Source organism: Roseofilum capinflatum BLCC-M114 (assembly GCF_030068505.1).
Lineage (GTDB): Bacteria > Cyanobacteriota > Cyanobacteriia > Cyanobacteriales > Desertifilaceae > Roseofilum > Roseofilum capinflatum.
This window is the reverse complement of the sequence record NZ_JAQOSO010000055.1, coordinates 1-23,013: the sequence shown is the minus strand read 5'-3', so window position 1 is coordinate 23,013 and position 23,013 is coordinate 1. Positions and strand designations below refer to the sequence as shown.

19 protein-coding genes and 1 pseudogene are annotated in these 23,013 nt (G+C 43.7%); 5 read left to right on the top strand and 15 right to left on the bottom strand.

What is annotated here, in order from left to right; genetic code table 11:
• Positions 1–50: 50 nt before the first annotated feature.
• The 7 genes from PMG25_RS09690 to PMG25_RS09660 form a co-directional block, all read right to left on the bottom strand.
• A complete protein-coding gene (locus PMG25_RS09690; RefSeq protein WP_283766696.1) occupies positions 51–2,258 on the bottom strand; it encodes an NHLP family bacteriocin export ABC transporter peptidase/permease/ATPase subunit in 2,208 nt (735 codons plus the stop codon).
• A gap of 67 nt (positions 2,259–2,325) precedes the next feature.
• On the bottom strand, positions 2,326–3,948 hold the full coding sequence (locus PMG25_RS09685) for an NHLP bacteriocin system secretion protein (RefSeq protein ID WP_283766695.1): 1,623 nt from the start codon (positions 3,946–3,948) through the stop codon (positions 2,326–2,328).
• A 176-nt stretch (positions 3,949–4,124) separates the two neighbouring features.
• A complete protein-coding gene (locus tag PMG25_RS09680) occupies positions 4,125–5,150 on the bottom strand; it encodes a cyclic nucleotide-binding domain-containing protein (protein ID WP_283766694.1) in 1,026 nt (341 codons plus the stop codon).
• Between the two features lie 100 nt (positions 5,151–5,250).
• A complete protein-coding gene (locus tag PMG25_RS09675; protein WP_283766693.1) occupies positions 5,251–5,613 on the bottom strand; it encodes a four helix bundle protein in 363 nt (120 codons plus the stop codon).
• 124 nt (positions 5,614–5,737) lie between these two features.
• Entirely contained in the window at positions 5,738–8,431 is a 2,694-nt protein-coding gene (locus PMG25_RS09670; RefSeq protein WP_283766692.1) for an NHLP bacteriocin export ABC transporter permease/ATPase subunit, read from the bottom strand.
• Positions 8,432–8,596: 165 nt separating this feature from the next.
• The gene (locus PMG25_RS09665) at positions 8,597–8,869 is read right to left on the bottom strand and encodes a hypothetical protein (RefSeq protein ID WP_283766691.1); all 273 of its coding nucleotides are present in this window, start codon (positions 8,867–8,869) and stop codon (positions 8,597–8,599) included.
• A gap of 67 nt (positions 8,870–8,936) precedes the next feature.
• Positions 8,937–9,212, bottom strand: a complete 276-nt coding sequence (locus PMG25_RS09660; RefSeq protein WP_283766690.1) for a hypothetical protein — start codon at positions 9,210–9,212, stop codon at positions 8,937–8,939.
• 264 nt (positions 9,213–9,476) lie between these two features.
• Here PMG25_RS09660 and PMG25_RS09655 point away from each other — a divergent pair, with 264 nt between their 5' ends.
• Genes PMG25_RS09655 through PMG25_RS09640 form a run of 4 tightly spaced genes read left to right on the top strand, consistent with a single transcriptional unit; the run spans position 9,477 to position 13,830 of the window.
• The gene (locus tag PMG25_RS09655) at positions 9,477–10,847 is read left to right on the top strand and encodes a 2OG-Fe(II) oxygenase (protein WP_283766689.1); all 1,371 of its coding nucleotides are present in this window, start codon (positions 9,477–9,479) and stop codon (positions 10,845–10,847) included.
• A 34-nt stretch (positions 10,848–10,881) separates the two neighbouring features.
• The gene (locus PMG25_RS09650) at positions 10,882–11,841 is read left to right on the top strand and encodes a peptide arginase family protein (RefSeq protein ID WP_283766688.1); all 960 of its coding nucleotides are present in this window, start codon (positions 10,882–10,884) and stop codon (positions 11,839–11,841) included.
• Between the two features lie 6 nt (positions 11,842–11,847).
• Positions 11,848–12,480, top strand: coding sequence for a cupin domain-containing protein (locus PMG25_RS09645; protein WP_283766687.1), 633 nt, complete (start codon positions 11,848–11,850; stop codon positions 12,478–12,480).
• Between the two features lie 45 nt (positions 12,481–12,525).
• Positions 12,526–13,830 (top strand): tryptophan 7-halogenase, encoded by a 1,305-nt coding sequence (locus tag PMG25_RS09640; RefSeq protein WP_283766686.1) that lies wholly within the window; start codon positions 12,526–12,528, stop codon positions 13,828–13,830.
• A 144-nt stretch (positions 13,831–13,974) separates the two neighbouring features.
• Here PMG25_RS09640 and PMG25_RS09635 read toward each other — a convergent pair whose 3' ends face one another.
• The 5 genes from PMG25_RS09635 to bioD all read right to left on the bottom strand — a co-directional run bounded on the left by PMG25_RS09635 (position 13,975) and on the right by bioD (position 19,693).
• Positions 13,975–15,129, bottom strand: coding sequence for a DUF7005 family protein (locus tag PMG25_RS09635; protein WP_283766685.1), 1,155 nt, complete (start codon positions 15,127–15,129; stop codon positions 13,975–13,977).
• 175 nt (positions 15,130–15,304) lie between these two features.
• Complete coding sequence (locus PMG25_RS09630) at positions 15,305–15,784, bottom strand: CYTH domain-containing protein (RefSeq protein ID WP_283766684.1); 480 nt, start codon at positions 15,782–15,784, stop codon at positions 15,305–15,307.
• Between the two features lie 306 nt (positions 15,785–16,090).
• Positions 16,091–17,836, bottom strand: a complete 1,746-nt coding sequence (locus tag PMG25_RS09625; RefSeq protein WP_283766683.1) for a sensor histidine kinase — start codon at positions 17,834–17,836, stop codon at positions 16,091–16,093.
• Between the two features lie 3 nt (positions 17,837–17,839).
• The gene (locus PMG25_RS09620) at positions 17,840–18,790 is read right to left on the bottom strand and encodes a PhnD/SsuA/transferrin family substrate-binding protein (RefSeq protein WP_283766682.1); all 951 of its coding nucleotides are present in this window, start codon (positions 18,788–18,790) and stop codon (positions 17,840–17,842) included.
• Between the two features lie 195 nt (positions 18,791–18,985).
• Entirely contained in the window at positions 18,986–19,693 is a 708-nt protein-coding gene (gene bioD / locus PMG25_RS09615; RefSeq protein WP_283766681.1) for a dethiobiotin synthase, read from the bottom strand.
• 126 nt (positions 19,694–19,819) lie between these two features.
• Between bioD and PMG25_RS09610 the strand changes: the two genes are divergently transcribed.
• The gene (locus tag PMG25_RS09610; protein ID WP_283766680.1) at positions 19,820–20,461 is read left to right on the top strand and encodes a Uma2 family endonuclease; all 642 of its coding nucleotides are present in this window, start codon (positions 19,820–19,822) and stop codon (positions 20,459–20,461) included.
• Here the strand turns inward: PMG25_RS09610 and PMG25_RS09605 are convergent.
• The 3 genes and pseudogenes from PMG25_RS09605 to PMG25_RS09595 form a co-directional block, all read right to left on the bottom strand.
• Positions 20,442–20,774, bottom strand: a complete 333-nt coding sequence (locus PMG25_RS09605) for a DUF433 domain-containing protein (protein WP_283766679.1) — start codon at positions 20,772–20,774, stop codon at positions 20,442–20,444. The two genes, PMG25_RS09610 and PMG25_RS09605, sit on opposite strands and share 20 nt — an antisense overlap.
• 198 nt (positions 20,775–20,972) lie before the next feature.
• Complete coding sequence (locus PMG25_RS09600) at positions 20,973–22,481, bottom strand: site-2 protease family protein (RefSeq protein ID WP_347178796.1); 1,509 nt, start codon at positions 22,479–22,481, stop codon at positions 20,973–20,975.
• A 292-nt stretch (positions 22,482–22,773) separates the two neighbouring features.
• Positions 22,774–22,950, bottom strand: a pseudogene (locus tag PMG25_RS09595) (DUF433 domain-containing protein); the annotation flags it as partial.
• Positions 22,951–23,013: the final 63 nt, after the last annotated feature.

Below are 23,013 nucleotides of genomic sequence, written 5' to 3'. Positions count from 1 at the left end.
CACGGCACTACGATACAATGACTCTCAATTTTACAGCGCTTCGCGCTGTATTACTCCGATTGAATTAATCGAGCATAAACGCTATCTTCATCCTGTTTCATCTCCTCATGGGTTCCGCGCTGTACAACCTTACCTTGTTCTAAAACAATAATCTCATCACAATCGCGAATCGTACTCAAACGGTGAGCCACAATCAAACAAGTGCAACCTCGACGACGCAAATTTTGGTCGATAATTTTCTCTGTTTCCGCATCTAAGGCACTGGTGGCTTCATCCATCACTAAAAGTGAAGGATCGTTGACTAAAGCGCGGGCAATTTCTAAACGCTGGCGCTGTCCTCCACTTAAATTTCCAGCTCCTTCCAATAAACTCCCGTCCAGTCCTCCAGGAATGGCTAAAACGGCATCTAAAATTTGGGCATCTTCACAGGCACGAATTAATTGGGAATTGGGAATGGTACTATCCCAAAGGGTGAGATTATCTCGGACTGTACCGCCAAATAAGAAAATATCTTGTTCCACCATGGAGAGAGAATTGGTTAATACTTCTCTGGGAATATCTTCTCTAGGAATACCGTCTAACAGAATTTCTCCTGACCAAGGTTCATAGAGTCCAGCCACTAATTTGGCAACGGTTGATTTGCCCGAACCACTGCCTCCGACTAGGGCAACACGCTGTCCGGGTTGGAGTTTTAAGCTTAAGTCTGCCACTAATGGGGGATTGACTTTTGCATAGCCAAAGGTAAGGTTGCGTAACTCTAAATATCCTTGTAGTTTATAGGAAGTGTTGGCATAAACTTGAAGAGCATTCTGATTTTTGGTCTCTTGGGCGACTTGGGCATCGACTTCATTATCAAGGACATCATCTAAACGGTTAATATCGCCTTCTAATTCTTGTAGGGTAGAGCCAAATTGAACCAGGGTGCTAACGGGTTGTTGAAAGCTGGTCATTAAGCTTTGAAAGGCAATCAACATTCCAATACTGAGTTCGCCACTCATTACCCGAAAACCACCGACTACGAGTAGAAATAAGGTGGTTAAAGAGGTGACGAGGGAAGGAAGTATTCCTAATATTTGATCGGGAACGCCTAATGTTTGTTGGGCGTTGGTGGTTTTGGCGTAATAGCCACTCCAACGGGCGAAAAAGTCTGATTCTAAGGCAGCAGATTTGAGGGTTTCAATACTTTGTAAGGCGGCAATACTGACACCCGCAAGTTTACCTTCATCTTGGGTTAAGCGACTGTGGGTATCTTTGCGTCGCCGGGCTACCCATTGCAAAACGAGGACATTGACGGCGGAAAAGAAGATGCCAATCAGGGTGAGTACCCAGTCATAGGCGAACATGACAGCCGCGTAAAAGACGACAACCATCGCATCAATGACGGTTTTGGCTAACTCACCAGAGAGAACATTGGCGACTTTGGTATTCAGGTTGACGCGATCGCCGATTTCTCCAGCAAACCTTTGTGCGTAAAATCTTTGAGGAAGTCGTAAAACATGCCACAGAAAATTACCGGACATGGTGACCGAAAGTTTAATCTGCAAATGTCTAAGATACCGAAATTGCAGCAGGGAAAGCATCCCTTGCACGATCGCCGTCAGAATCATCCCCAAAATCAGCGGCCGCAGCCATTCCATCCGGTTTTCTACCAGAATATTGTCCACAAAGACCTGACTGAAAACGGCGACGGCTAACCCAGGAATCACGAGCAGCAGACCCGCTACAATACAGTATAGAATCGCGCCTAAAGACCCTTGAAGGCGGTTATACAAGGCAGCAGCCATACTGGGTTTGCGCCCTCCTTTTTTGAAGTCTGGCCCGGGTTCCATGATCAGAACGATTCCCGTATAGGCGCGATCGAATTCTTCAAACGAAATCTTCCTGGGGCCATCCATTGGATCGTTTAAATACACTTGATCCTTGACAAACCCTTCCACCACCAGGAAGTGATTAAAATTCCAAAACACAATGAAGGGAGGCTTCACATCTTTAAGCTTCATGGGATCTTTCTTAAATCCCTTCGCTTGCAGGCCATAAGTTCTAGCGGCTTTCACCACATTGGCCGCATTACTCCCATCACGAGACACTCCGCAAGTAATTCGCAGTTCGGGCAAAGGAACAATCCGGCCATAGTAACTTAAAATAATACCCAAAGAAGCAGCACCACATTCAACCCCTTCCATTTGCAGTAAGGTCGGCGTTTTTACCCGCTTATAGACTTTCTCTTTTGTTTCTTTTTCCGCAGTTGCTTGGGCCATGATTTTTTAGAGAATTGTAATAGTTGAATTTAATTTTTAATTTTTAATTTTTAATTTTTAATTGATATTAATACACTCCTGTCCATTCTCGCAAAATCGGTAAGACGAAGGTAATGGGCGATCGCTCCTCTACCCTCACTCGTGCTGTTGCCGTTGTTCCTGGGCTAACTTCCAATTGTGGCCCTTGAGAAGAAGACCATTGATAACCACTAAAGTTATTTTCATTTTCTTGTAATTCGGCTCGAATTTCGATTACGCCACCACTAGAAATTAATCCCTTCACCACATCGGAATTGCCCACAATGGTGGTAGCTCCTGCTTCAGTGACAGCAAAATCAGAAACCGAGGTAATCGTGCCCACAATACCACCATAACGCTGTTGTTTAACAATATCGGGCGTGATTTGAATGGGCATTCCGGGTTGAATTTTTTTACCATCTCTGAGGGCAAAATAAGTAATGCCGATCATTTTTCCCTCTGCTCCGGTCATATTCATCGATCCTAAGCGAGTTCCCATGGAAACCACTTGCCCGGTTGTGGCGGTTGTTTCCAGAATACATCCAGAGTTAGGGCTGAGAATTTCACTCTTTTCAGCAATTTGTTGTTCAAGTTGAATCATCTCCCGCTCGACTTCCCGAATTTGATTTCTTTTAGTATTCAGTTCCTCAAGGGTTTCTTGCTCTAGGCGCTTTTCTCTGGTGTCTAATTCTTCTAGATCGGCGGTGAGTGTGCCTACTTCATTGAGATTATCTAAATAGCGCTTTTCCGCTTCCGTTTCCTGAACTTCTAAGGCTTTAATTTGGGCTTGTAAATTGCTTACTTGACTGAGATTTTCCACAGATTGTCGTCTAGCATCGGCTTCTTGAACATCGAGATTTTTCAGTTGGGCTTCGAGTTCGGAAATATTTTCTAAGGCTCCGATGTAGGATTGTTGAGCATCTAAGACGGTATCTTCTTCGATCGCCCCTTCTACCACTAATTCTTGGCGCTTGGTGAGCCTTTCTTCTAAAACGGGAGCGAGTTCTCTAGCATTATCGAGGCGCTGTTGCACGCTTTGGCGCTGTTCCTCGATCGCCTCTAACACTTTATCTTTGAGGATGGGGCTGAGGTTTTGCGTATTGGCTAACTGTTCCTGCAAGCTCTCTCGCTGCTCGGCAATGGAGTCTAAACCGCGCTCTTTGAGCAGGGGGGTAACAGCTTGGGTATCGCGAAGGCGCTGTTGAATACTGGCTCTAGAAGCGGCGATCGCCTCTAGCTCTCGGCTATTTTTCTGATTTAAGACCAAAGCAGTTTGGTTATATTGGTCTTCTAATTCTTCCTTTTTCGTTTGTGCTAATGCGAGTTTATTTCGCAGTTCCGAGGGATTAATCGTCGCTAAAAGCGTATTTTTTTCGACACATTCGCCCGGTTCTACATGCAAAGATTCCAGTTGTCCAGAAATAGGAGATTGGAAATCGACAATGCGGCGCGGATCGATGAGAATGCCTTTGCCTTGAACGGTAATGGGGATGCGTCCGAAAACACTCCAGACTAATCCAATAAAGACTAAACTTCCCAACACCGTTAAGGGCAGCCAGTCTTTCGGACTCACCACTTGCATGAGCTGATCGAGCCGTTCTGGAGAAGACAGTTGGTCTAAAGATTCTTGGCGAAAAATGCTCGGTTTGGAATCTTTTTCTTGACTAGGCATAACAATTAACAATTAACAATTAACAATTAACAATTTTTATAGCAATTCTATCTTCTATTGAGTACAGCTTCAAGCCTTAGACCCTAAGCAATACAAGCTTTTGCCTTTTGCCTTTTGCCTTTTGCCTAGCGCGAAGCGCTATGTAATAGATGCACCCCTCATTTATGGTTACTGGGTTAGCGCAGTTGCCGAATCATCCAATCAAAACGGGTTCCGGCGATCGCTGTTCCGTCAATGACATCGAGATCGAGTTCATCTTCGGCTTCAATATCTTCGGATAACAAGTCGCTTGGCTCGCTCTCTAGGGTAGCAAAGCCTCGACGGAAGAGGCGATCGCGCCATCTATTCGAGAGTACAATGGCGATCGCCCGATAAAATCGAGCCGCAAAGCCGCGATCCTGTTCCAGTTTAGCGGCTAGTTTGGCTTGATCGATCGCCAGTATCCAAGATTTTTCCGCCGCTTTTACCGTTGCTGAAGCCATTCCGGTTTCTACAAACGACATTTCCCCCAGGATCTCTCCCTTAAAGGAATTGGCGACTTGTTTCTCGCGGTTCCCTCCATTATCGGAGAGGGAAATATAGATGCCGAGATTTCCTTCGAGCAGAATATACACCGCCGGTACGGGTTTTCCCTGTTCAATCAGGGTGGTTCCGGGGGTCACTTTTTGGGATGTACCATTGGCGATCGCCCAGGAAATGTCGCGATCGGTTAAAATCGAAAACACCAACAGAACCTTGCGTAACGGTTGACTCGCTGCTGTCGCTTCTGTATGAGTTAACAAATTAGACAGTCCCCGCAACTGACCGGAGAGTTTTAAGGCTAACAAATGATAAAATCGAGCCGCAAAATCTCCATCACTGTCCAACTTTCGCGCCAGCTTTTGTTTAGAAATTGATAGAACTTTCGACGGTTCAACCACTTTAATATTAGCCGAAGGGGGATGGTTATCTAAAAAAGACATCTCTCCCATCATTTCTCCCCCATGCATTTGCTTGAGTTCTTGTTCCGCTTGTTTTTCTCCAGAGACCGTAACCGCTAAAGTCCCAGACAGAGACAGATAAATTGATTCAACCGGAGATCCTTGTTGAATCAGAACCGTTCCTGGTTTACAGTCCTCTGAGGTCGATTGGGAAACAATCCAATCAATATCCTGGGATTTGAGGACTTCAAAATAGGGGAATTGGGCGATGGTTTGTTGCATAGTTTTAAGGCAAAAGGCAAAAGGCAAAAGGCAAGAGGTAAAGGGCAAGAGGCAAGAGTTAGAAACTGATTTTACCCTTTTCTTTTGGGAATAGGGATTGTTAGGGATTGAGCTTTTTGATCAGTGCTGCAATCATTCGCGTTTCTTCTTGTAGTAATGACAGGATTGTTTCTATATCTTTGTTCGTACATAGATCTACTCTTTCAGAAAGAATAAGATGGGTTTGGAGTTCATTAATTGAACCTTGTGCAATATTCAGAAATCTTGCATAGTCACCTCTAGAACGTCTTCCATATCCTTCCGCAATATTGGCAGGGATAGATGCAGCAGCTCTTCTAATTTGATCCACCATAACATACCGTTCTTCTCTGGGGAAATTTTGGGTAAGATAATAACATTTTTCTGCAATATCCATTCCTTTTTGCCAAATCATTAAATCTTTAAAATCTTTAATCTCTGACACAGTTCACTCCTCCCTCTTAAACTTTTGCCTCTTGCCTTTTGCCTCTTGCCTTATCATTCCCTCTTGCCTTATGATTCCCTCTTGCCTCTTGCCTTTTGCCTATTGCCTCTTGCCTATTGCCTCTCTACGCCATTTGCCTCGCCATCAATTGGGCAAATAAACCCGGTTGTGATGCCAGTTCGTCAAAGGTTCCTTGCTGCACAACAATACCAGCTTCAATCACGTAGATGCGATTGGCATTGACAATGGTACTCAGACGGTGAGCAATCACAATTCGAGTCACATCTAGACTATCTAAACTTTGGCTGACAATGGCTTGGGTGCGGTTATCTAAGGCACTGGTGGCTTCATCAAAAATGAGGATTTTGGGCTTTAAAACTAAGGAACGGGCAATCAGTAATCGTTGTCTTTGTCCTCCGGAAAGATTACCCCCACCTTCAGAAATTACGGTATGCATTCCCATGGGCATTTTTTCCACATCTTCGGCAAATCCGGCCATTTGTGCGGCTTCCCAAACTTCATCCATGGTGACTAATGCGCCACTGGAAATATTCTCGAAAATGGAACCAGTATTAATGCGTCCGCCTTGCAAAACGACTCCCAATTGTCGGCGGATGGCGGAGATGTCTAAACCGCTTAAATCTTGACCGTCATAATATACGGTTCCGTCTTCTGGAGTTTCAAATCCGAGGAGTAAACGAATGGTGGTTGATTTACCACTTCCGGAAGGGCCAACCAGGGCAATAAATTCTCCAGCTTTGGCTTCGACGGTGACTTCATTGAGAATGAGGGGGCCATCTTCTCGGTAACGGAAGGTCACGCGGTCGAGTTTTACATCGCCGTTGAGTTTTCCAGGATCGGCTTTGGATAAATCGACTTCTGGAATGGCTTGTAAAATGGGTTGGGTTCTCTCCCAGAGAACGGATACTTCTAGGACTTGAATTAGGGTATCGCTGAGGCTAGTGAGACCGGTAATTAAAATGGTAAAGGCGGCATTAAAGGCGAGAAATTTTCCGGTTGAGAGTCCGGCTTGTCCTTGGGCTTGAGCGGTGTTAATTAGTTGAACGGCTACGGCAAAGATAATAATGGAACTGACGGTGGGTAAGATGGTATTAAAGAGGTTTACGGCATCTTCAACACCCTCTGTACTCAGGGTTAACATCAGTTGTTCTCTATATTTTTTTGTCCAGTAGGCAAAACCTCGCTTTTCTGCTCCGGCAATTTTGAGTTTGGAAACGCCGCCAATGAGTTGCACGGTTAATCCAAAGATTTCTCCTTGAATTTGTTGCAGAGGTTGCATTTTTTTGCGGGTGATGTTGCTGACAATTAGGGTGATGATCACGTTGACGATCGCGATCGCCGCCGCCGCTAGGGTGAGGGGTACGCTATACAATAGCATCAAGCCCAGGTTCAGCAAGGAAAACACGCCCGTAAAGAGCGATCGCATCACATTCGCAGTCAGCAGTTGTCGCATCTGATCGAAGGCAGTCGCTCGATCCATTAAATCCCCAGTCGCATACTGGCGAAAGAAAGACATCCGCAGCTTCAGCAGTCGATCCCAGAGGGCGGCTTGGTTGGCAAAGTTGAAAAGGGCTTGGGTTCGCAGAATGGCAAACCCCTGGGCTAACTCGAAAATGGCTTTACCAAAACTAGCCGCTAAGAGAGCAAGTCCAATTTGCCATACTAGGCTGCGGTTGGCATCGGGAATGGCTTGATCCATCAGAATACCGGTGGCTTGGGGAACCACCATTCCCACTAAGGAGGCGAGAATGCCCATCAGCACAATGGTAATTACATCGAGTCCTAAACCTCGCAGGGAAAACCGCAACAGTTCCAGGAAATTCAGATGTTTATCTGGGAACGGTCGATAAAAGGTGTAGGCAACGGGATCGAGTTGGAAAGCGAGGGCGCGAGTGATGGGTGTGCGGGCTTCGGCAATGGGATCGAAGAGGTCGTAGCCGCCCCGTTTTCCCGGTAGCAGGGCAACGGGATGGTTATCCTCTTGAGTATAGGCCAGGAGAGCGCCGCAGTCTTTTTCCCACCAGCGATCGCTCAATAGAACGCGACGAATGCGAATACCGGAAGCGCGGGCGATCGCATCGAGGGGGTTTTTCGTCCGCTCCGTATTTTCTGAGTGTGCAGGAGGGCGAATTTCAAGCCCCATGGAGCGTCCCACTGCCCCCGCAGCCACCAACAGAGGCGTTCCTTCTTGCAGAAATTCCGCTTGTTTGGGTTTGAGGACAGAGACGAGATCGCCAATACTGCTGCGCTGAGTGTTTTGATTCAGCCGTTGGCGCTCTTGAAATTGGGTGAGTTTATCCGCTAGTTCTTCCTGTTCGAGTTGGTCTAAACTGTGGAGAAAGTCTTGATGCAGGTGATCGAGATAGGAAGACAGAACGGCAGTGGATTCCAGGTTTTCAAGCGTTGGAGGCGTAAAGGGAATATTGGTATGGGAAAAAGGGGAGCTGAGGCGAGATCTCCACTGTTCCACATGCATTTGTGCAAAGTCTGCATGATGGCCATTGCCTTGTCCTGGCTCAAGAAAATCGTTCAGACTCCATGATGTTAGTGCTGTTTCTTCTATGGCGATCGCCAGCAGTTGATAAGGAGCATTGCTTAGATCGCCCAACCCAAATAGAGTTTCATTTGCTGTAGCACTAAACAAATAACGACGCGCTCCTTGAGCCACTCCATCCACCACATTGACCGCAAAAACGACCATTGAACCTGACTCAATTAACCAAACTCGATTAGGGTCATTCAACAGAAGCGGTTCATTACCTCGAATCAGGGTTTGAGTAGTTAGGTTTTGATTCATTATCAGTTAAGGCAAAAGGCAAAAGGCAACAGGCAACAGGCAACAGGCAACAGGCAACAGGCAAAAGGGCTGTAAAACTCAACAAGGTTTATATCTAGATATTTATCAAGATACAAACCTTGCATGAGATTTATAGTTGTTCAGGTCAGTGGGTTAGCGACAAAACTACCAAACTCTAGAGACACCTCTCCAAGCCCGACGGGCCCAGCCACCACCGGCTGCTGCTTCCAATTCCGCATCATCTAGCTCTTGATCGTCTGCGGAACTCAAATTATCAATGAAGGACACCAGCTCGCTAGTGGTTAAGTCTCCTTCACCTAAGTCTACCGATCCCTTCAGGAGAGTTAAAACGAGTTGTTCATTACTCTCAGCACTTTCCAGTTTCTGAGACCATTCCGAAGATTCCGCGATTTTTTTAGACAGGGATTCAATTGACATAGCTTCTTAATCTCCATACTATATCTTGAACGTTGGGTCAAACTGTGAAGTTGAATTCAGGGTACAACTACCAAGTTCCTCTACTGGCACGTCTCCAAGACCGACGGGCCCAGCCACCACCGGCTGCTGCTTCCAATTCCGCATCATCTAGCTCTTGATCGTCTGCGGAACTCAAATTATCAATGAAGGATACCAACTCATTAACAGTTAAGTTTCCTTCACCTAAGTCTACCGATCCCTTCAGAAGAGTCAAAATAACTTGGTCGTTTGTCTCACAAGCTTCAAACTTTTGAGACCATTCTGAGGATTCTGAGATTTTTTTAGACAAAGATTCAATGGACATTGAGCAAAAACTCCTTATGTAAGTTGGTTAAGTTCGGTCTAACTTTGCCCGCCATCATAACCAGGTACTTTCTGAATTGACAAGGCTATCTTGTTTTTCTTTATATTTTATTTATACATTTTAAGAAAATATTAAATTTAATGGATTTTGATGAGTCTTGTGGGTTACTGTGGGTAAGTATTTACCATTATTTAGCTTCAAGATTTAGAGCGACTACATAGTTCAAAAAAAACATAAAACCCCGTAATAATAACGAAGACAAAAATGATCCATACCGTTATATTTGAAGACCGGAAAGAGTCTTCTATCCTATGGCACTATGCCATACACAAACAATTGATCTCTGAAGACGGGAATATTCTCCTTCATATCAATCGATATATTAATGACCAGCCTAATTTAGCAGCACTGTATGGTATTTATCCCCACGAGATATCCATCGCTCATTTCCTTGTACCCATGATCCATCGGGGTTTGTTTAAGGAAGTCTATTGGCTTTATCCCAATCAAGAAGTACCGTCTCAATCCCTGTGGGTTTGTACTTATACCTCTCAAAGTGGAGAGATTTTAACCTACAAAACGTTCCACAAAGAAGAAATCGATTCCCAGACTTTCTTGCAATGGCTGATCAAACCGAAATATAAACTCCAAGAATTTCAGACATTAAACCCCAAATCGACCATTTTAGATCAACCCGATCGGCAAGGTGTCGTTTTGGATATTGTCTCCGATTACTTCAGTATCAATTCCAGTCCTGCTCATCCAGAAGACCAGCTTCAGAGAATAGATGAACTGGTTGATTTCTTAAAGCAAAATAGTATCGATCCCAAACTGATTTGTATTCGTCGCTCTCAAATCAGTGGCTTCAGGGGAGAAGAACAATGGCCATGGATTCAAGAACAACTGGTAGAGCGCCTGAGCCAAATTTATCCATTGCAATTTCTCTCCTTAGATGAAATTTGGGAAAATAACCAATTAAGAGAAGAGTACAAGCAAGAGAAGAAAAAAATTGTCAGTTCTATGCAGTTATCCGAATCAAAGCGTCCATCTGGCTCCTCCTCTGGTCGTTCTTCCTCAGCCTCACTCACTGAAGTCAAACTAGACTCTGGTCGGATCAGAGTCTATGATAACCTAATCCCCCACGACTTATTAACAGAGATCTATAACTACTATCAATCTGGCTTGCGTTGGGAGTTTAAAAACTACGGAGATGAAGACGACCTATTTACTTCTTTTTGGGCAACAGAAGAGTTTCCAGACAGTATCGATCAACTCAGACAACTTGTTACCGAACAACTCGACTATAAACCCGATACTCCCAGAACGATCGTCAATGGTCATGTTTTTGCCCTCGGAGATAGTATTCATCGGGATTCAGAAAATTTAGAGAATCCAGGACAAACAGCAGTTTGTTATATCAATCCCATGTGGAGAGCAGATTGGGATGGAGAAACCAAATTTTATAGCCATCGTGATTTGAGTCAGGCCGATCTGATCTATAGTTGTCTCCCTAAACCCGGACGAGTAATTATTTTTGATAATACTATCCCTCATCGGGGTTGCGCTCCCAGTCGTTTATGTAATAAACTGCGAGTTACAGTCGCTTACCAATTTCCGCCTCCTAACGCCAATTAATCAGAGTCAGTTAAAGTTAATTTAAGGATTAATAATGATTCCCGTTTTTACTTTTGAAGAACACAACGAAGCTTTTTTGATCTGGCATTATGCAATCCATAAAAAATTAATCCCAGAATCTGATAATATTTTGTTTCATGTCGATGAGCATTCAGACTTTAATTATCCGAGCTTCAAAAAGCCGCTAGATCAACTGAATACCCGCGATCTATCCGAGGTTTATCAGTTTACTTACAATGAGCTAAACATTGCCAATTTTATTGTACCCGCCCTCTATCAGGGAGTCTTTAAGGAAGAATATTGGCTCAGACATCCCTCGCCTAAATTATCGACAAAAAGGCGTACTTATAAACTGTACTTTCCCAATCCAGAGCATGATATCTTAGTCGCCAAACCCCTGAAGCCTGAAGAAACGGGTCTAAAAAATGTGATTAAGTTATTAGGCGATCCCTCTTGCAAGCTGGCCAAAATTCAACATTTGACGGTGGATGATGAATTCCCAGACGATCAAACTGTAGTTCTAGATATCGACTTAGATTACTTTTCTTGTAATGAGCAAGTCTTTGAAGGTGAAGGCATTCTTGAAATTACGAAAGAGCAGTATGAATCCTTAATCCAAGATCGATATCATTTCTTGAGAATTTTTTATGGCAGCCGTTTTTCCATTCGAGTTGAAGAGAATCGATACTATATTCAATTTCATGATTTTCCGTTCACAGATGACTCTTTTGATAGACAATTGAAAGTCTCAGAGGATGCGATTGTTAATCGGATTGAACAGTTAGTTAACTTTTTGGTATCCCACAACGTTGAGATTCAGATGGTTTGTATCTGTCGATCGCGAATTAGTGGCTATACTCCTGACGATCAATGCCAATTCATTGAAAAGACATTACTGGAAAAACTGGGTGAAACTTATGAGATTAACGCTATGAGTATCGATCAAGTTTTGGCAGAGCAAGGTTTAAATCAATCCAATGTCGTTTTAGTTTAACTCACCATGTCAGAAACCCTAGATAGTGTATCAGTCTTAAAAAACCTGATTAGAAAAAAGCAAGACAATCGCCAAAAGAGTTATGAGCCAGTGCAGGTGATTGAAGCTATTTCAACGGATGAATTTATTGAAACGTATGAAAAACAAAATATTCCGGTGATGATCAAAAACTTTCCGTTGAATTGGAAAGCGTTTGAGAAGTGGGATCGCAATTTCATCACTGAGAAATTTTGCATTAATAACTACAAGAAATATTTAGCTAATTTCCCTCAATTGTCTTTTTCCAATAGAAAGACCAATTATCTGCGTGATATTCCCATAGAAGAAAATCGTTTTTTAGAGGAAGATTATTCAATCCCACCTTTTTTTGCAGACGCTTCATATCAACCTGACAAATATCGATGGATTTTTCTGGGCCCGCCTTCTTCAATGACAGAAGCTCATATCGATGTTGAAGAGTGTCATGCTTGGAATGTGAGTATTTATGGTTCAAAATACTGGTGGTTTTTTCCAGATAAAGATCGCGTCCTGACTGGCATAGCAGAGCCTGGAGATATTGTTTTTACACCAGGAGGCATGTATCATGGTGTGGTTAATTTACAGGAATGTTTATCCGTTACTCACGATTATAAACGATAGCTTCTTTTCCACTAAACTTTTAGAATCAAGCCAGAGTAAGCCGTTATGAAAATTGCTGTAATTGGGGGTGGAACAGCCGGTTTTGTGGCGGCTGCACACCTGAGCAAATATTTCCCGACTTTCGATTTGTACCATATTTACGATCCAAATATCCCCATTATTGGTGTGGGAGAGGGAACAACGGCTATTTTTCGGGATTGGTTACAAGAACTGACGGGTTTAAGCGACTTAGAGTTAGTCGAGCAATGTTTTATGACTCGTAAGTATGGCATTAAGTTTGAGAATTGGGGAACTCAACATCAATCGTTCTTTCATCACTTTTGCCCCCTGCGAGAGGAGTATGCTTATCATCTTTCTTCTGAGGAAATTGTGAAGTTGCTGGATCGGTATGTGTCGGCAACTTCTATTCATAAGAAAGTCATTGCACTGGAGAGTGATGGGATGGTGGCTAAGATTGAGTTTAGCGATCGCACTCACCTAGACGTAGACTTTGCGATCGATGCACGGGGACTCCCGAAAACCCTAGGGGATGAGCATATCAAGGTGAACATTATTCCCACCAATGCGGCTCTCCTGCGCCAATGTCCAGCTATCCCTGGCGGTATTGTTGACCTGAAAATCAATGGTCATCCGTTTGAATACAACTCAGCCACCAGAGCGATCGCCCGTCCCCATGGTTGGATTTTTATGATTCCCCTCACTCACCGCACCTCCTATGGTTATATCTATAACCATTTGATTACCAGTATTGAGGACGTAACCCAGGACTTTGATATTTTTCTAGACAGTGAAGGTGTAACGTCCGTTGCTAAAGAACGCCAGCTCACATTCCCTAACTTTACCTGCCGTTCCTTTTTTGATGGAGCAGTGTTCCGCATTGGCAATACTGCGTCATTTTTGGAACCTCTCGAAGCCACAGCGATCGTCTGGATCTTGGTTTTTATGCGATCGCTATCCGTTTGGCCTCTACGTCAGTTAGTTTTCAAGCACACCAAACCCAAACTTAAGCCTGACAATTTACAACGCTTTAATCAAATTCTCTTCAATCATCTCATGCGAACAGCCCTATTTATCGGTTGGCACTATTCCATGGGATCGAGATTTGAGAGCGAATTTTGGAAATTTGCCCAATCTAACTACCAGACTGAGTTAAAAAAATTTGACCATCCACAATTACTCAATGAATTTGAGCAGTTTTGTCAACTCGGTCAGAATCTCCCCCACCCCTTGACTCAACATCAAGAATTTGTAGCTGCTGCTGCCCAGCAATGCGAAGATCAAGACATAAACTTTAGTATGTTTACCACTTCTGGTTTTGCAGAAATGGGCTATGGAATTGGATATTTTTAGCTAGATCAAGTCCGTTGGATTAGTTATAGTACGTCATTGCGAATGGAGCGTTCATGTCGGCGACAGCCGAAAGCGGAATGAAGCAATCTCGATCCAGATAGCTAATTGCAGCGATTGCTTCCCTGCGGTCGCAATGACAACTATTTAAGGATTTGATATGAATTGAAACTGGGAACTTAAAAAATCTTCCTGAGAATGAGCCACTTCTTCCAAAGTTAACTGACTCAAAGCAATCAATAAACGCGCTTGTCCTGCTGGAGTAGCTAAGGCTTCAGCATGATGGAGATGAAAGCGTTCTAGATTTTCTGCCGCATCCTTAACTAAAGACTGCAACACCTTAAACGCACCTTCAGACAGTTCAGGATCTCCGCGATAATTTTCCAACCGTCCCCCAACTCTATACTCTGGAAAATTCTCCAGCCCCAAAAAGCGTAAAAACCAATCTGCTCGATACTCCCCACCATTTCCAGCAACAATTCCTTGATAATCTGCCATCAGTTCATCCATCAAATTATTTCGCATTGCTCCTAACAACCGACGAGTAAAATAATGGGTGCATTCATGGGCTAAACGAATCTGAAGCGAAACCTGCAACCATTCCAATTCTGTCATCCCCATTTCGGCAGCACTCACCCCACTATATCCCCCAGAACTGAGGACAATAAACCGGTCTTGATACAGATGTTTTTGAGGAGTGAGGCGTTTAAACTCAAGTTTCCACTGCATTTCTGTAACCGGTTGAGTTTGTTTTTCTTCCCATCCTTGACGATAGGCACGAATTCGATCCCAATTATTATATCCTGCAATCATACTGGCTCCCATAGAATCGGGAATCGGTTGGGGTTCATTGCGCTGGGTTAAGGCTTGGATAATCGAGACAAAATCGGGGCGACATCCGACGATTAAAACGGGAATTTTTCCCGCTAAACTTTCATAGAGTTGTAATGCTAAATTCTCTGGCTCTTGCAACACTAATCCCGTTGCTTCTGGCATTTCATGTGTTGCTTTTCCTTTGCGAGTGGCAGCGCGATAATTTTCTGTTTCACTGATACCCGATTGAATGGGAAATTGCCACTGAACGAGTTTAGATTTCAGGGTAGGAAATACGCCATGGTTTTGAGATTCACTCAGATAGGTTTCCCAAGTCTGAATATGCGGTTCGGGTTCTAAGGGAAAGGTAGGAGAGTCCTTGAGTTGACTGGGGTCAAAAATATTTTGATTGTAGGTCAGAAGTTCTTCCACTTCTGAAGGGGTTGCTCCGTAGGATTTGAGGATTTCAGTCCGAAGTTGAATCGACATAAAATTAGAATTTATTTGAAAATATAGCAAACCTAAATGAGTTATGTAATGGCTGCCCCTCATCCCCCTGCCCCCTTCTCCCGCAGGAGAAGGGGGAAAAGTCCCTCTCCCGTGGGAGAGGGATTTAGGGAGAGGGATTTTCCTGCGGACATGAAAGGGAGAGGGCAAAATACTATCAAGACTTCCATTGACTATAGGGATGGCTGGCTAAATAAGAATTAAAATACCGGTAATCTTCGGATACTTCTTCACCCACCCATTCCGGTAATTGAATCTCTTGATTGGCATCGGTGAGTTCAACTTCTGCGAGGATTAAGCCTTGATTGTCTCCGGCAAATTCATCAACTTCCCAAACCATGCCGCCCCAGTTAAAGGTGTAGCGAGTTTTATCGATTTGGGGGCGATCGCACAAATACTCTAGCATTTCCTGGGCATCCTCTAAGGGGATGGGATATTCATACTCTAGGCGACGAATGCCAGAAGACCCAGAGGGTAAGGTTTTCAGGGTTAAGTAGCCCCGATCTCCGGCAATTCGCACGCGCACAGTTGCATGATTTTCAGTGCGAATATAACCTTGGCGATAGTGGATAGCTTTGCCTAATCCTCGCCAACTGTCTCCTTTGACTAGAAATTTGCGTTCAATTTCAATGGCCATAATACTCAGATCGATCCATGGTTATCTATCATATAGCTTTTCTCTTGAGATCCCCCTAAATTACCCTTAATAAGCAGGGTTTTTTTATTCTCAAAATTATACCACAACCCTATTCCCTATTCCCTAGCGCGTTCATGTCCGCGAAGCGGAAAGCGCTATAAGACAGCAGTTTTCGCTGTTATGTGGGACATCTTGATCCCCCTTTCATGTCCGCTTGCGGAAAATCCCCCTTTTTTAAGGGGGGGCAAGGGGGGATCTTTTCTTTTAAAGATTTCCCCGGACTTTGAAAACCCCCTGCTACCCACCCTAGGATTTTATGGGAAGCGTGATTTTAAAAGTAGTGCCTTGACCCACTTCAGAAATAACTTCAAGTTTACCCTCATGTTTTTCAATAATGCGATAGGAAATCGCTAAACCTAACCCTGTTCCTTCACCAATTGGCTTAGTGGTAAAAAACGGATTAAAAATCTTATGGTGAATCTCTTTAGGTATTCCCGGCCCATTATCTTCAATCTTAACCTGAACTCGATTGCGGCTGATTCTATCCGTGATGATCGAGATCTTTTTGGGTTCTACATCACTATTCAAGAGCGCATCAATTGCATTGACAATTAAATTGAGAAAAACTTGATTGATTTGAGCCGGATAACAATTAATTTGGGGCAATTCTCCATACTGTTTAATGATTTCAATTTCTGGTTTTATTTTGCTACTGAGAATAATTAACGTGCTATCTAATCCTTCATGAAGATTAACATCCTTGACTTCTGATTCATCTAAACGCGAGAAATTTCTTAAAGACGAGACAATGGTCTGTATTCGGCGGGTTCCCATACGCATTGAAGCTAAGATTTTGGGAAAATCAGATTGAATATAATCCAAGTCTATTTCCTCGATTTTGTTTTGAATTTCAGGTTTAATATCCACATAAACTTCTTGGTAAAGGAGTAATAAATCTAAAAGGTCATCTATATATTCCTGGGCATGGGTAATATTGCCGTGGATAAAACTCACGGGATTATTAATTTCATGGGCAACTCCGGCAACCATTTCACCCAAACTCGACATTTTTTCGGTTTGAATCAGTTGTGCCTGAGTTTCTTGCAGGGAGTCTAAAGCTTCCTGTAATTTATGGGTTCTTTCTTCAACTCTTTTTTCTAAAAAGTATTGTGCTTCTGATAGTTCATAAATCTGTTTTTTGACCTTGACAATGAGTTGATTAAATGCATTAGCCAAAATTCCAACTTCATCGTTTGTAATCACAGGTGCTTCCAGATTATAATTGGAATCTGCGGTTACTTTTTGGGCTGTTTTGGTCACTAATTCAATAGGACTCGCAATTTTTCGTCCGGTATAAATGGCCAAAATAAATGCCATAGAAGTAGAAATAACTAGACTAATAGAAATAATTAATTTTCGTATTTTTTTTGCCTGTTTTGTTTGTAAGTGTGCGGTTTCTTGTTGCTCTTCGGAAATGTCAAGCAGTTTATCAAGTTGACTGGTTAATTTCTCAAATTGAACATCAATACTTTGAGTTTCATCTTCTAGAACAGAAAGCAAAACTTGTTGTTGAGCCTCTGCTCGGCTTTGCGGTGATAATCGCAGGGGATCGACTTGGGGCCAGATTTCCTGAAAGCGTTTTTCATACCGATCGATCGCTATCTCAGCCTCTTCACAAAATTCATCAATCGATTGGGCGGCACTTCCTGAAAGACTTCCTAATTGATTAAGTTCATTAATTAAACTTTTGATATCATCAATATGTTCTTCAAACTGCTGAATTTCGTAACGAAACCATAGCGCTTGTTCGACTGTGCCAATGAGTTTATAAGGATGGGCGCGAAGTTTAAGAATATAGGTTTCTAAGCTGCGAAGTAGCTCTTCTTGTTGAGTGGCTTGAGTTAAGTTTTTCTGCGCTTGCTCTTCATAATAATCACCGATGAAAAATCCTAGAACTGTTCCAGTAATGGAAATACTGACCACTAGGAAGTTGGCGTAAGCAATTTTTCGGAATATACTGGAAACTTGCCAGTTGGTCAGCCATTTTTTCATGGGTTATTTCTCCATGTTTTCTTGAGTGGTTTCATGAATAATAACGGATTCTTCAGTGGGTGAAAGTAAATCTTCTTGACCGATCGCCTGATATCCTTCCCGAATCAGGTCGTAATCTTCGTCTTGAGCAGCAACCATTCGCGATTGTGCATATTTTTGGTTCGCTGGAGAGGCGATAATCGCGTCAATTAACCTCCTTTCATTTTCAACAATCCTAGCTTGCAATGCGGTGATACACTTGGCATCCAGAGATGGATTAGCAACAATCAGATCGTTGGGTAACGGGTCTCCCTCGGAAATTAGGGTAAAATCTGAGGCTTGAAGATTGTATTTTCCTAGGGCACGCTGATAGTGAGGGTTGCCATCTGACCAAGCGTCGAGTTGACCTTCCTTGAGGACGACTAATCCGCGATCGCTGCCAATAATTTCGACCTTAAAATCCTCATTGGGTTTTAACCCCATCCCGGCTAATATTTTCAGAGCGCCTAAGTGACTCGCTGTCGATCCCTCTTCCCGAATCCCTAGGGTTTTACCTTTGAGCTGTTCTAAGGTTTCAATACCACTGTTAGCATTAGACACAATCACCGTATGATAGCCAGAACGGGTAATCCCGACTAAGGGAATTGCATCAGCATTGGCTTTTAAGAGGACATATTCAGAGGGGCCAGCTAGGGCGAGATCGATGCGCTCAAAGAGGAGTGCAGGAACGGCGGTGACGCGATCGTTCATGGGAAAGAGGTCAATGGGAATCCCTAAGATTTCTCCCAGAGCGGTTTGAAATGCGCCAAACTCGTTTTTGAGGCGCTCTTCTCCCACAATATCGGTAACTGCTAAGGTCATTCGCGGTGGACAAGCGGCGATCGCTTCCCTAGAATTGGAGTTAGACCCCATCTCCTGAGAACCACAGGCCATTAACAGCAGCAAAGGTAAAAAAAGTAGGTTCTTCAGTTTCATCACTTACGCTAATCCAGTAATTTGCCCTAATTTCATGTTGTCAAAATAACGCTTTTTAAAGGTTTTTAATCGACAATAACACGGTTCTAAACCTTCTAAAAATACTATAGGAATCACCTTGAGATTTCTCTGCTTTATGAGAGAAAAAAGCCTATGGCAACAGGATTCTAGCGCAAAACTGAAAGAGAATAACGATTAACTTTCTTTAATTTTATTAATTTTTAATGGCTGAAAAAGTCGCTCTAGGTCAAGATTAGATGCTGCTTGAGTCAGTTTTTTGACATCCCTGGGGTTCTCTAAATAGGGGAGTGTGCCCAGAATTGGCATTTGCGTCAGGGACTCGATCAGGTCAATGGGGGCCCAGTGTTCCTGCTCCGTGGGGGTGCAGGGATGGGTGCAGTTGAGTACCAGTCCGATCAGAGGGACGCGATATTGACGAGCGAGGGCAACATTAGCGACGGTTTGGGCGATCGCCCCCAACTTAACCGGAACCACCAACACCGTCGGCAGCTTCCAATCCCTAGCCAAATCCGCAATCACCAACTCATGGGTAATGGGCGAACCCAACCCCCCCAAACCTTCCACCAGCACCCGCTCTTTGCTCTTCTGAAGGCTAGTAAACGCCTGCCATATAGGGGCAAGGTCAATGGTTCTATTCTCCACTTCTGCGGCGATCGGAGGGGCTACAGGAGTTTGCAGATAGAGAGGAGTAATCGATTCTGGAGACTGGTCGAGGGTGAATAAATCGAGATAAAGTTCCAGATCTCCCACCCCAGATTGAATCGGTTTCATCACCCCCAGAGACTGGTTTGGATAATAGGTTTGCCAATAAGCAATCAGGGCTGTCGTTAAGACACTTTTGCCCGTTTCCGTATCCGTTCCGGTAATCAGTAGACTTTTCATGAGTTAGAGGTTAATTGAAAGTTAGGGATTCTACAGAAATAAACATCTTCCTTATCTATATATGATTGACTTTTGAAGCATGATATATTATCATACCATTAATTACATCTAACACTTTTTTCTCTAATGTTGTTAGAATTCAACCCCCTCAAAATCCAAGCTGGGCAGCAAATCTTGCTAGACAATGTGAGCTGGCAGCAATTAGACAACTTTTTAACTGAATTTGGCGAACATCCTGCTGTCAGGCTGTCTTATAGTCATGGGTTATTAGAAATAATGGTTCCTCTCCCAGAACATGAAAAAGCCAAAGAAATCATTGGCGATATGGTCAAAATCCTACTGAACGAACAGGGGAGAAATTATGAATCGTTAGGGTCAACTACCTTAAAAAATGCCCAAATGACTCAAGCAGTTGAACCGGATGCCTGTTTTTATATTCAAAATCAAGCAGCAATTATTGGCAAAGAGCGACTCGATTTGACCCTTGACCCCCCTCCTGATTTAGCCATAGAAATCGATCTGACTTCTCGAACTCGCTTAGAACATTATCAACGTTTAGGGGTACTAGAACTCTGGCGCTATTCCTCCAATGGATTAGAAATTCATCTCTTACAAGGTGGACAGTATATTACCTCAGAGCAAAGTCCCACATTTCCCAACATTCCCATTATTAAATGGGTAAATCAATCTGTCGAGGAAAGTAAAGTATCGGGGAGTAGTCAAGCCCTGCAAATGTTTAGGAATTGGGTCAAGACATTAGAATTCTAACTTCGGCTTTTGCTTTCAATTGGCGAAACCTCTGTCGTGCAGGAGAAGGATTTTGTTGTTGCGCTTCTCGTTGTTGACGACAAAACTCTAGCCAATCTGCCAAGTAAGCACTCACCTCTTCTTTGTGGTGTAAATAGTAAAGAATAGTGGCATAAATCTCTTCTAGGGTAATGGTTTCAAATTGTTGGGCAATTTCTTCGGCAGTTTTGGCACGATAAATATACTCGTAAAGAACACTTTCAATGCCGATACGACTGCCCTTGATTCGGATATCATCAGGGGCAAGAAAGTTGAAGTAGTCCCGAATTTGCATAGTTAATCAAGCTGTTTTTCAAATTATATCAAATCCGGATAATTAACTAAAGTATCTGGGTAAGGTGGGCAGGGTAGGGTTGTAGACTTTGAATAATGCCGCTTATTCCCTGCCCACCCTACGAATATTAACTATAGTGTGAAAAATGGTTTTCCCATTACCCATTACCTATTACCCATTACCGCGCGAAGCGCTGTATCACCCAATCCCCAAGCGCCCAGCTAAACTGGGGGTTAAGGGCATGAGGGTGGCAATCATTAAAAATAGAGCTAAAAGAGCCAGAGCAGCGCGAGCATCATTAGGTTCTGTAATTTCATTAGAACTCGGTCGTTCTAGATCCCGTTGGAGGACTAAAATAACGATCGCCCAATACAATGCCAAAGGAGTCACAAATGAGGCAAACCCCAACACAATCAAAGTCGCAACCGTAGTAATTCCAGCAATTCTGCGTCCGTAAATCGCTTGTACCATGCGCCCCCCATCCAATTGACCCGCAGGCATCAGATTAATGGCACTGAGAACTAAACCTAACCATCCCATCAGGGTTAAGGGATGCACATCCACCAGGGAATTTTGCAACACATCCCCTAAAACTGCCCGCGCTAAAGTTCCTACCAAAACTGAGCCTTGGAAAAATTGGGAGGGAATTTGAAACAGACTACCGGGATGGGATAAGGATAAGCCCAAAATTAACAGAAATAGGGATAACAAACCCCCTGCTGCTGGCCCGGCCAAGGCAATATCAAACAGGACGCTGCGGTTGGGTAAGATAGACTCAAACCGGGTAATTGCGCCAAAGGAACCGACTTGCCAGGTGGGAAGGAAAAAGGGGAAACTGAGGCGAACTTGGTATTTTTGCGCCATCCAGCGATGGCCCAACTCATGGACTAATAATATCACCCACAGGCCGAGGGCGATCGGCATCGCTTCCGGCCACCTTGTCCATTCACTAAACCAGTCAAAGCCTTGGAAAATTCCCCCCGCTTCTAAACTGGTGGCAATGGTGGCAACGCCTAAACCTGCGGCTAAAGCCTTTTGACCCAGGGTGAGGGGTTTGGGGTCTTGGCTTTGGGGTAGTACGATCGCCACTGGCTTATTATCCGGCCCTATCACTAAGAATAACCGATAGCGATCGCCAACCCGCTCCCTTAACCGCTCCGCAAGTTTCTCATAGGACTTATCCGGGTCACCCCGTAAATTGCCCTTAAAAATCGCTCCTTCCTGATACGGCAGGGTTTCCGTCAAAAAATAGGTATCGATGCCAAAAATTTCCTTAATCTTATTCAACTCCTCTGTGGGGATACCCATAGGTTCTGAAGAGACTAATGAAGGCGTTTCTCCCGTCTGACCCGCAAACTCTTGGTCACTGAGCGGAGCCGAAGTGTTTTCTTCCCGTTGTTTCAACCGTTCAGCCACCTGTTGACGCAACAGCTCATCTTGTCCCGATACTCGCAACTGCCTACCCAAGAAAATATAAATTGCCGTTGAACCTAGCAGCAAAAACAAAATTCCCGCCAGGTTAAGATAAATTCCCAGGGAAAACAGCCCAAAAAACAACAACCAGGGAACCATCAGCACCACGGACTGCAACCAAGCCAGGATTCCCAACTTACCATAGGGGCGAGCGCGTTGAAAGCCCCAAAACAAGATGCCCAGGGCAATCAGTAAGATCAAGAACGTGAGGGAATTGTTGGATATGGCAGACATCATAGAGGAATTGCAGATGAAACAGAATGCAATACCTTGGCCCAGAGAGACAAGGCATAGCTGAAGGTAATTATACCAGTGGACAGGGGCGTGTTGATAGTTGACCGTAAACTTATCATCAAGACTTACGCATTACATCTATCTGTAGTAGATTGTTTCAGCTAATTTGGTGCTTTAGGAATGCGTAGCGTAGTGTGTCCGCAGGACAAACGTCTCGCTCGCTAGAGAAACCAGCGAGCAAGATGCTCGCACTCCTCATAGCTATCCCAATTGTAATCGACCAAAAATTTCATTATTTTTTCGAGGAATGTTTAGCTTTTTGCTCCTCAAGTTTTTTCCATAAATGTTCTTTTCCAGGTGCGGGAGAATGAGCAGATATTCGCGCAAAATGCTCTCGATTTCGCTCTTGCCAGTATTGACGAATTTCTTCTCTAGTTTTCAGCACTTCCTGATACTCTGCTTCGACTTCATCCCTATAACCCACATTCCGCACGACAAAATGTAGTACAAATACTCAAGCAAGAGCAGTGAG

What these genes read in the sequence shown, in the direction of transcription:
- PMG25_RS09620 (WP_283766682.1), bottom strand. Translation starts at nt 18,790, where the DNA reads ATGAAACTGAAGAACCTACTTTTTTTACCTTTGCTGCTGTTAATGGCC.
- PMG25_RS09600 (WP_347178796.1), bottom strand. Translation starts at nt 22,481, where the DNA reads ATGTCTGCCATATCCAACAATTCCCTCACGTTCTTGATCTTACTGATT.
- PMG25_RS09640 (WP_283766686.1), top strand. Translation starts at nt 12,526, where the DNA reads ATGAAAATTGCTGTAATTGGGGGTGGAACAGCCGGTTTTGTGGCGGCT.
- PMG25_RS09650 (WP_283766688.1), top strand. Translation starts at nt 10,882, where the DNA reads ATGATTCCCGTTTTTACTTTTGAAGAACACAACGAAGCTTTTTTGATC.
- PMG25_RS09610 (WP_283766680.1), top strand. Translation starts at nt 19,820, where the DNA reads ATGTTGTTAGAATTCAACCCCCTCAAAATCCAAGCTGGGCAGCAAATC.
- PMG25_RS09605 (WP_283766679.1), bottom strand. Translation starts at nt 20,774, where the DNA reads ATGCAAATTCGGGACTACTTCAACTTTCTTGCCCCTGATGATATCCGA.
- PMG25_RS09655 (WP_283766689.1), top strand. Translation starts at nt 9,477, where the DNA reads ATGATCCATACCGTTATATTTGAAGACCGGAAAGAGTCTTCTATCCTA.
- PMG25_RS09630 (WP_283766684.1), bottom strand. Translation starts at nt 15,784, where the DNA reads ATGGCCATTGAAATTGAACGCAAATTTCTAGTCAAAGGAGACAGTTGG.
- PMG25_RS09670 (WP_283766692.1), bottom strand. Translation starts at nt 8,431, where the DNA reads ATGAATCAAAACCTAACTACTCAAACCCTGATTCGAGGTAATGAACCG.
- PMG25_RS09665 (WP_283766691.1), bottom strand. Translation starts at nt 8,869, where the DNA reads ATGTCAATTGAATCCCTGTCTAAAAAAATCGCGGAATCTTCGGAATGG.
- bioD (WP_283766681.1), bottom strand. Translation starts at nt 19,693, where the DNA reads ATGAAAAGTCTACTGATTACCGGAACGGATACGGAAACGGGCAAAAGT.
- PMG25_RS09635 (WP_283766685.1), bottom strand. Translation starts at nt 15,129, where the DNA reads ATGTCGATTCAACTTCGGACTGAAATCCTCAAATCCTACGGAGCAACC.
- PMG25_RS09625 (WP_283766683.1), bottom strand. Translation starts at nt 17,836, where the DNA reads ATGAAAAAATGGCTGACCAACTGGCAAGTTTCCAGTATATTCCGAAAA.
- PMG25_RS09685 (WP_283766695.1), bottom strand. Translation starts at nt 3,948, where the DNA reads ATGCCTAGTCAAGAAAAAGATTCCAAACCGAGCATTTTTCGCCAAGAA.
- PMG25_RS09690 (WP_283766696.1), bottom strand. Translation starts at nt 2,258, where the DNA reads ATGGCCCAAGCAACTGCGGAAAAAGAAACAAAAGAGAAAGTCTATAAG.
- PMG25_RS09680 (WP_283766694.1), bottom strand. Translation starts at nt 5,150, where the DNA reads ATGCAACAAACCATCGCCCAATTCCCCTATTTTGAAGTCCTCAAATCC.
- PMG25_RS09645 (WP_283766687.1), top strand. Translation starts at nt 11,848, where the DNA reads ATGTCAGAAACCCTAGATAGTGTATCAGTCTTAAAAAACCTGATTAGA.
- PMG25_RS09660 (WP_283766690.1), bottom strand. Translation starts at nt 9,212, where the DNA reads ATGTCCATTGAATCTTTGTCTAAAAAAATCTCAGAATCCTCAGAATGG.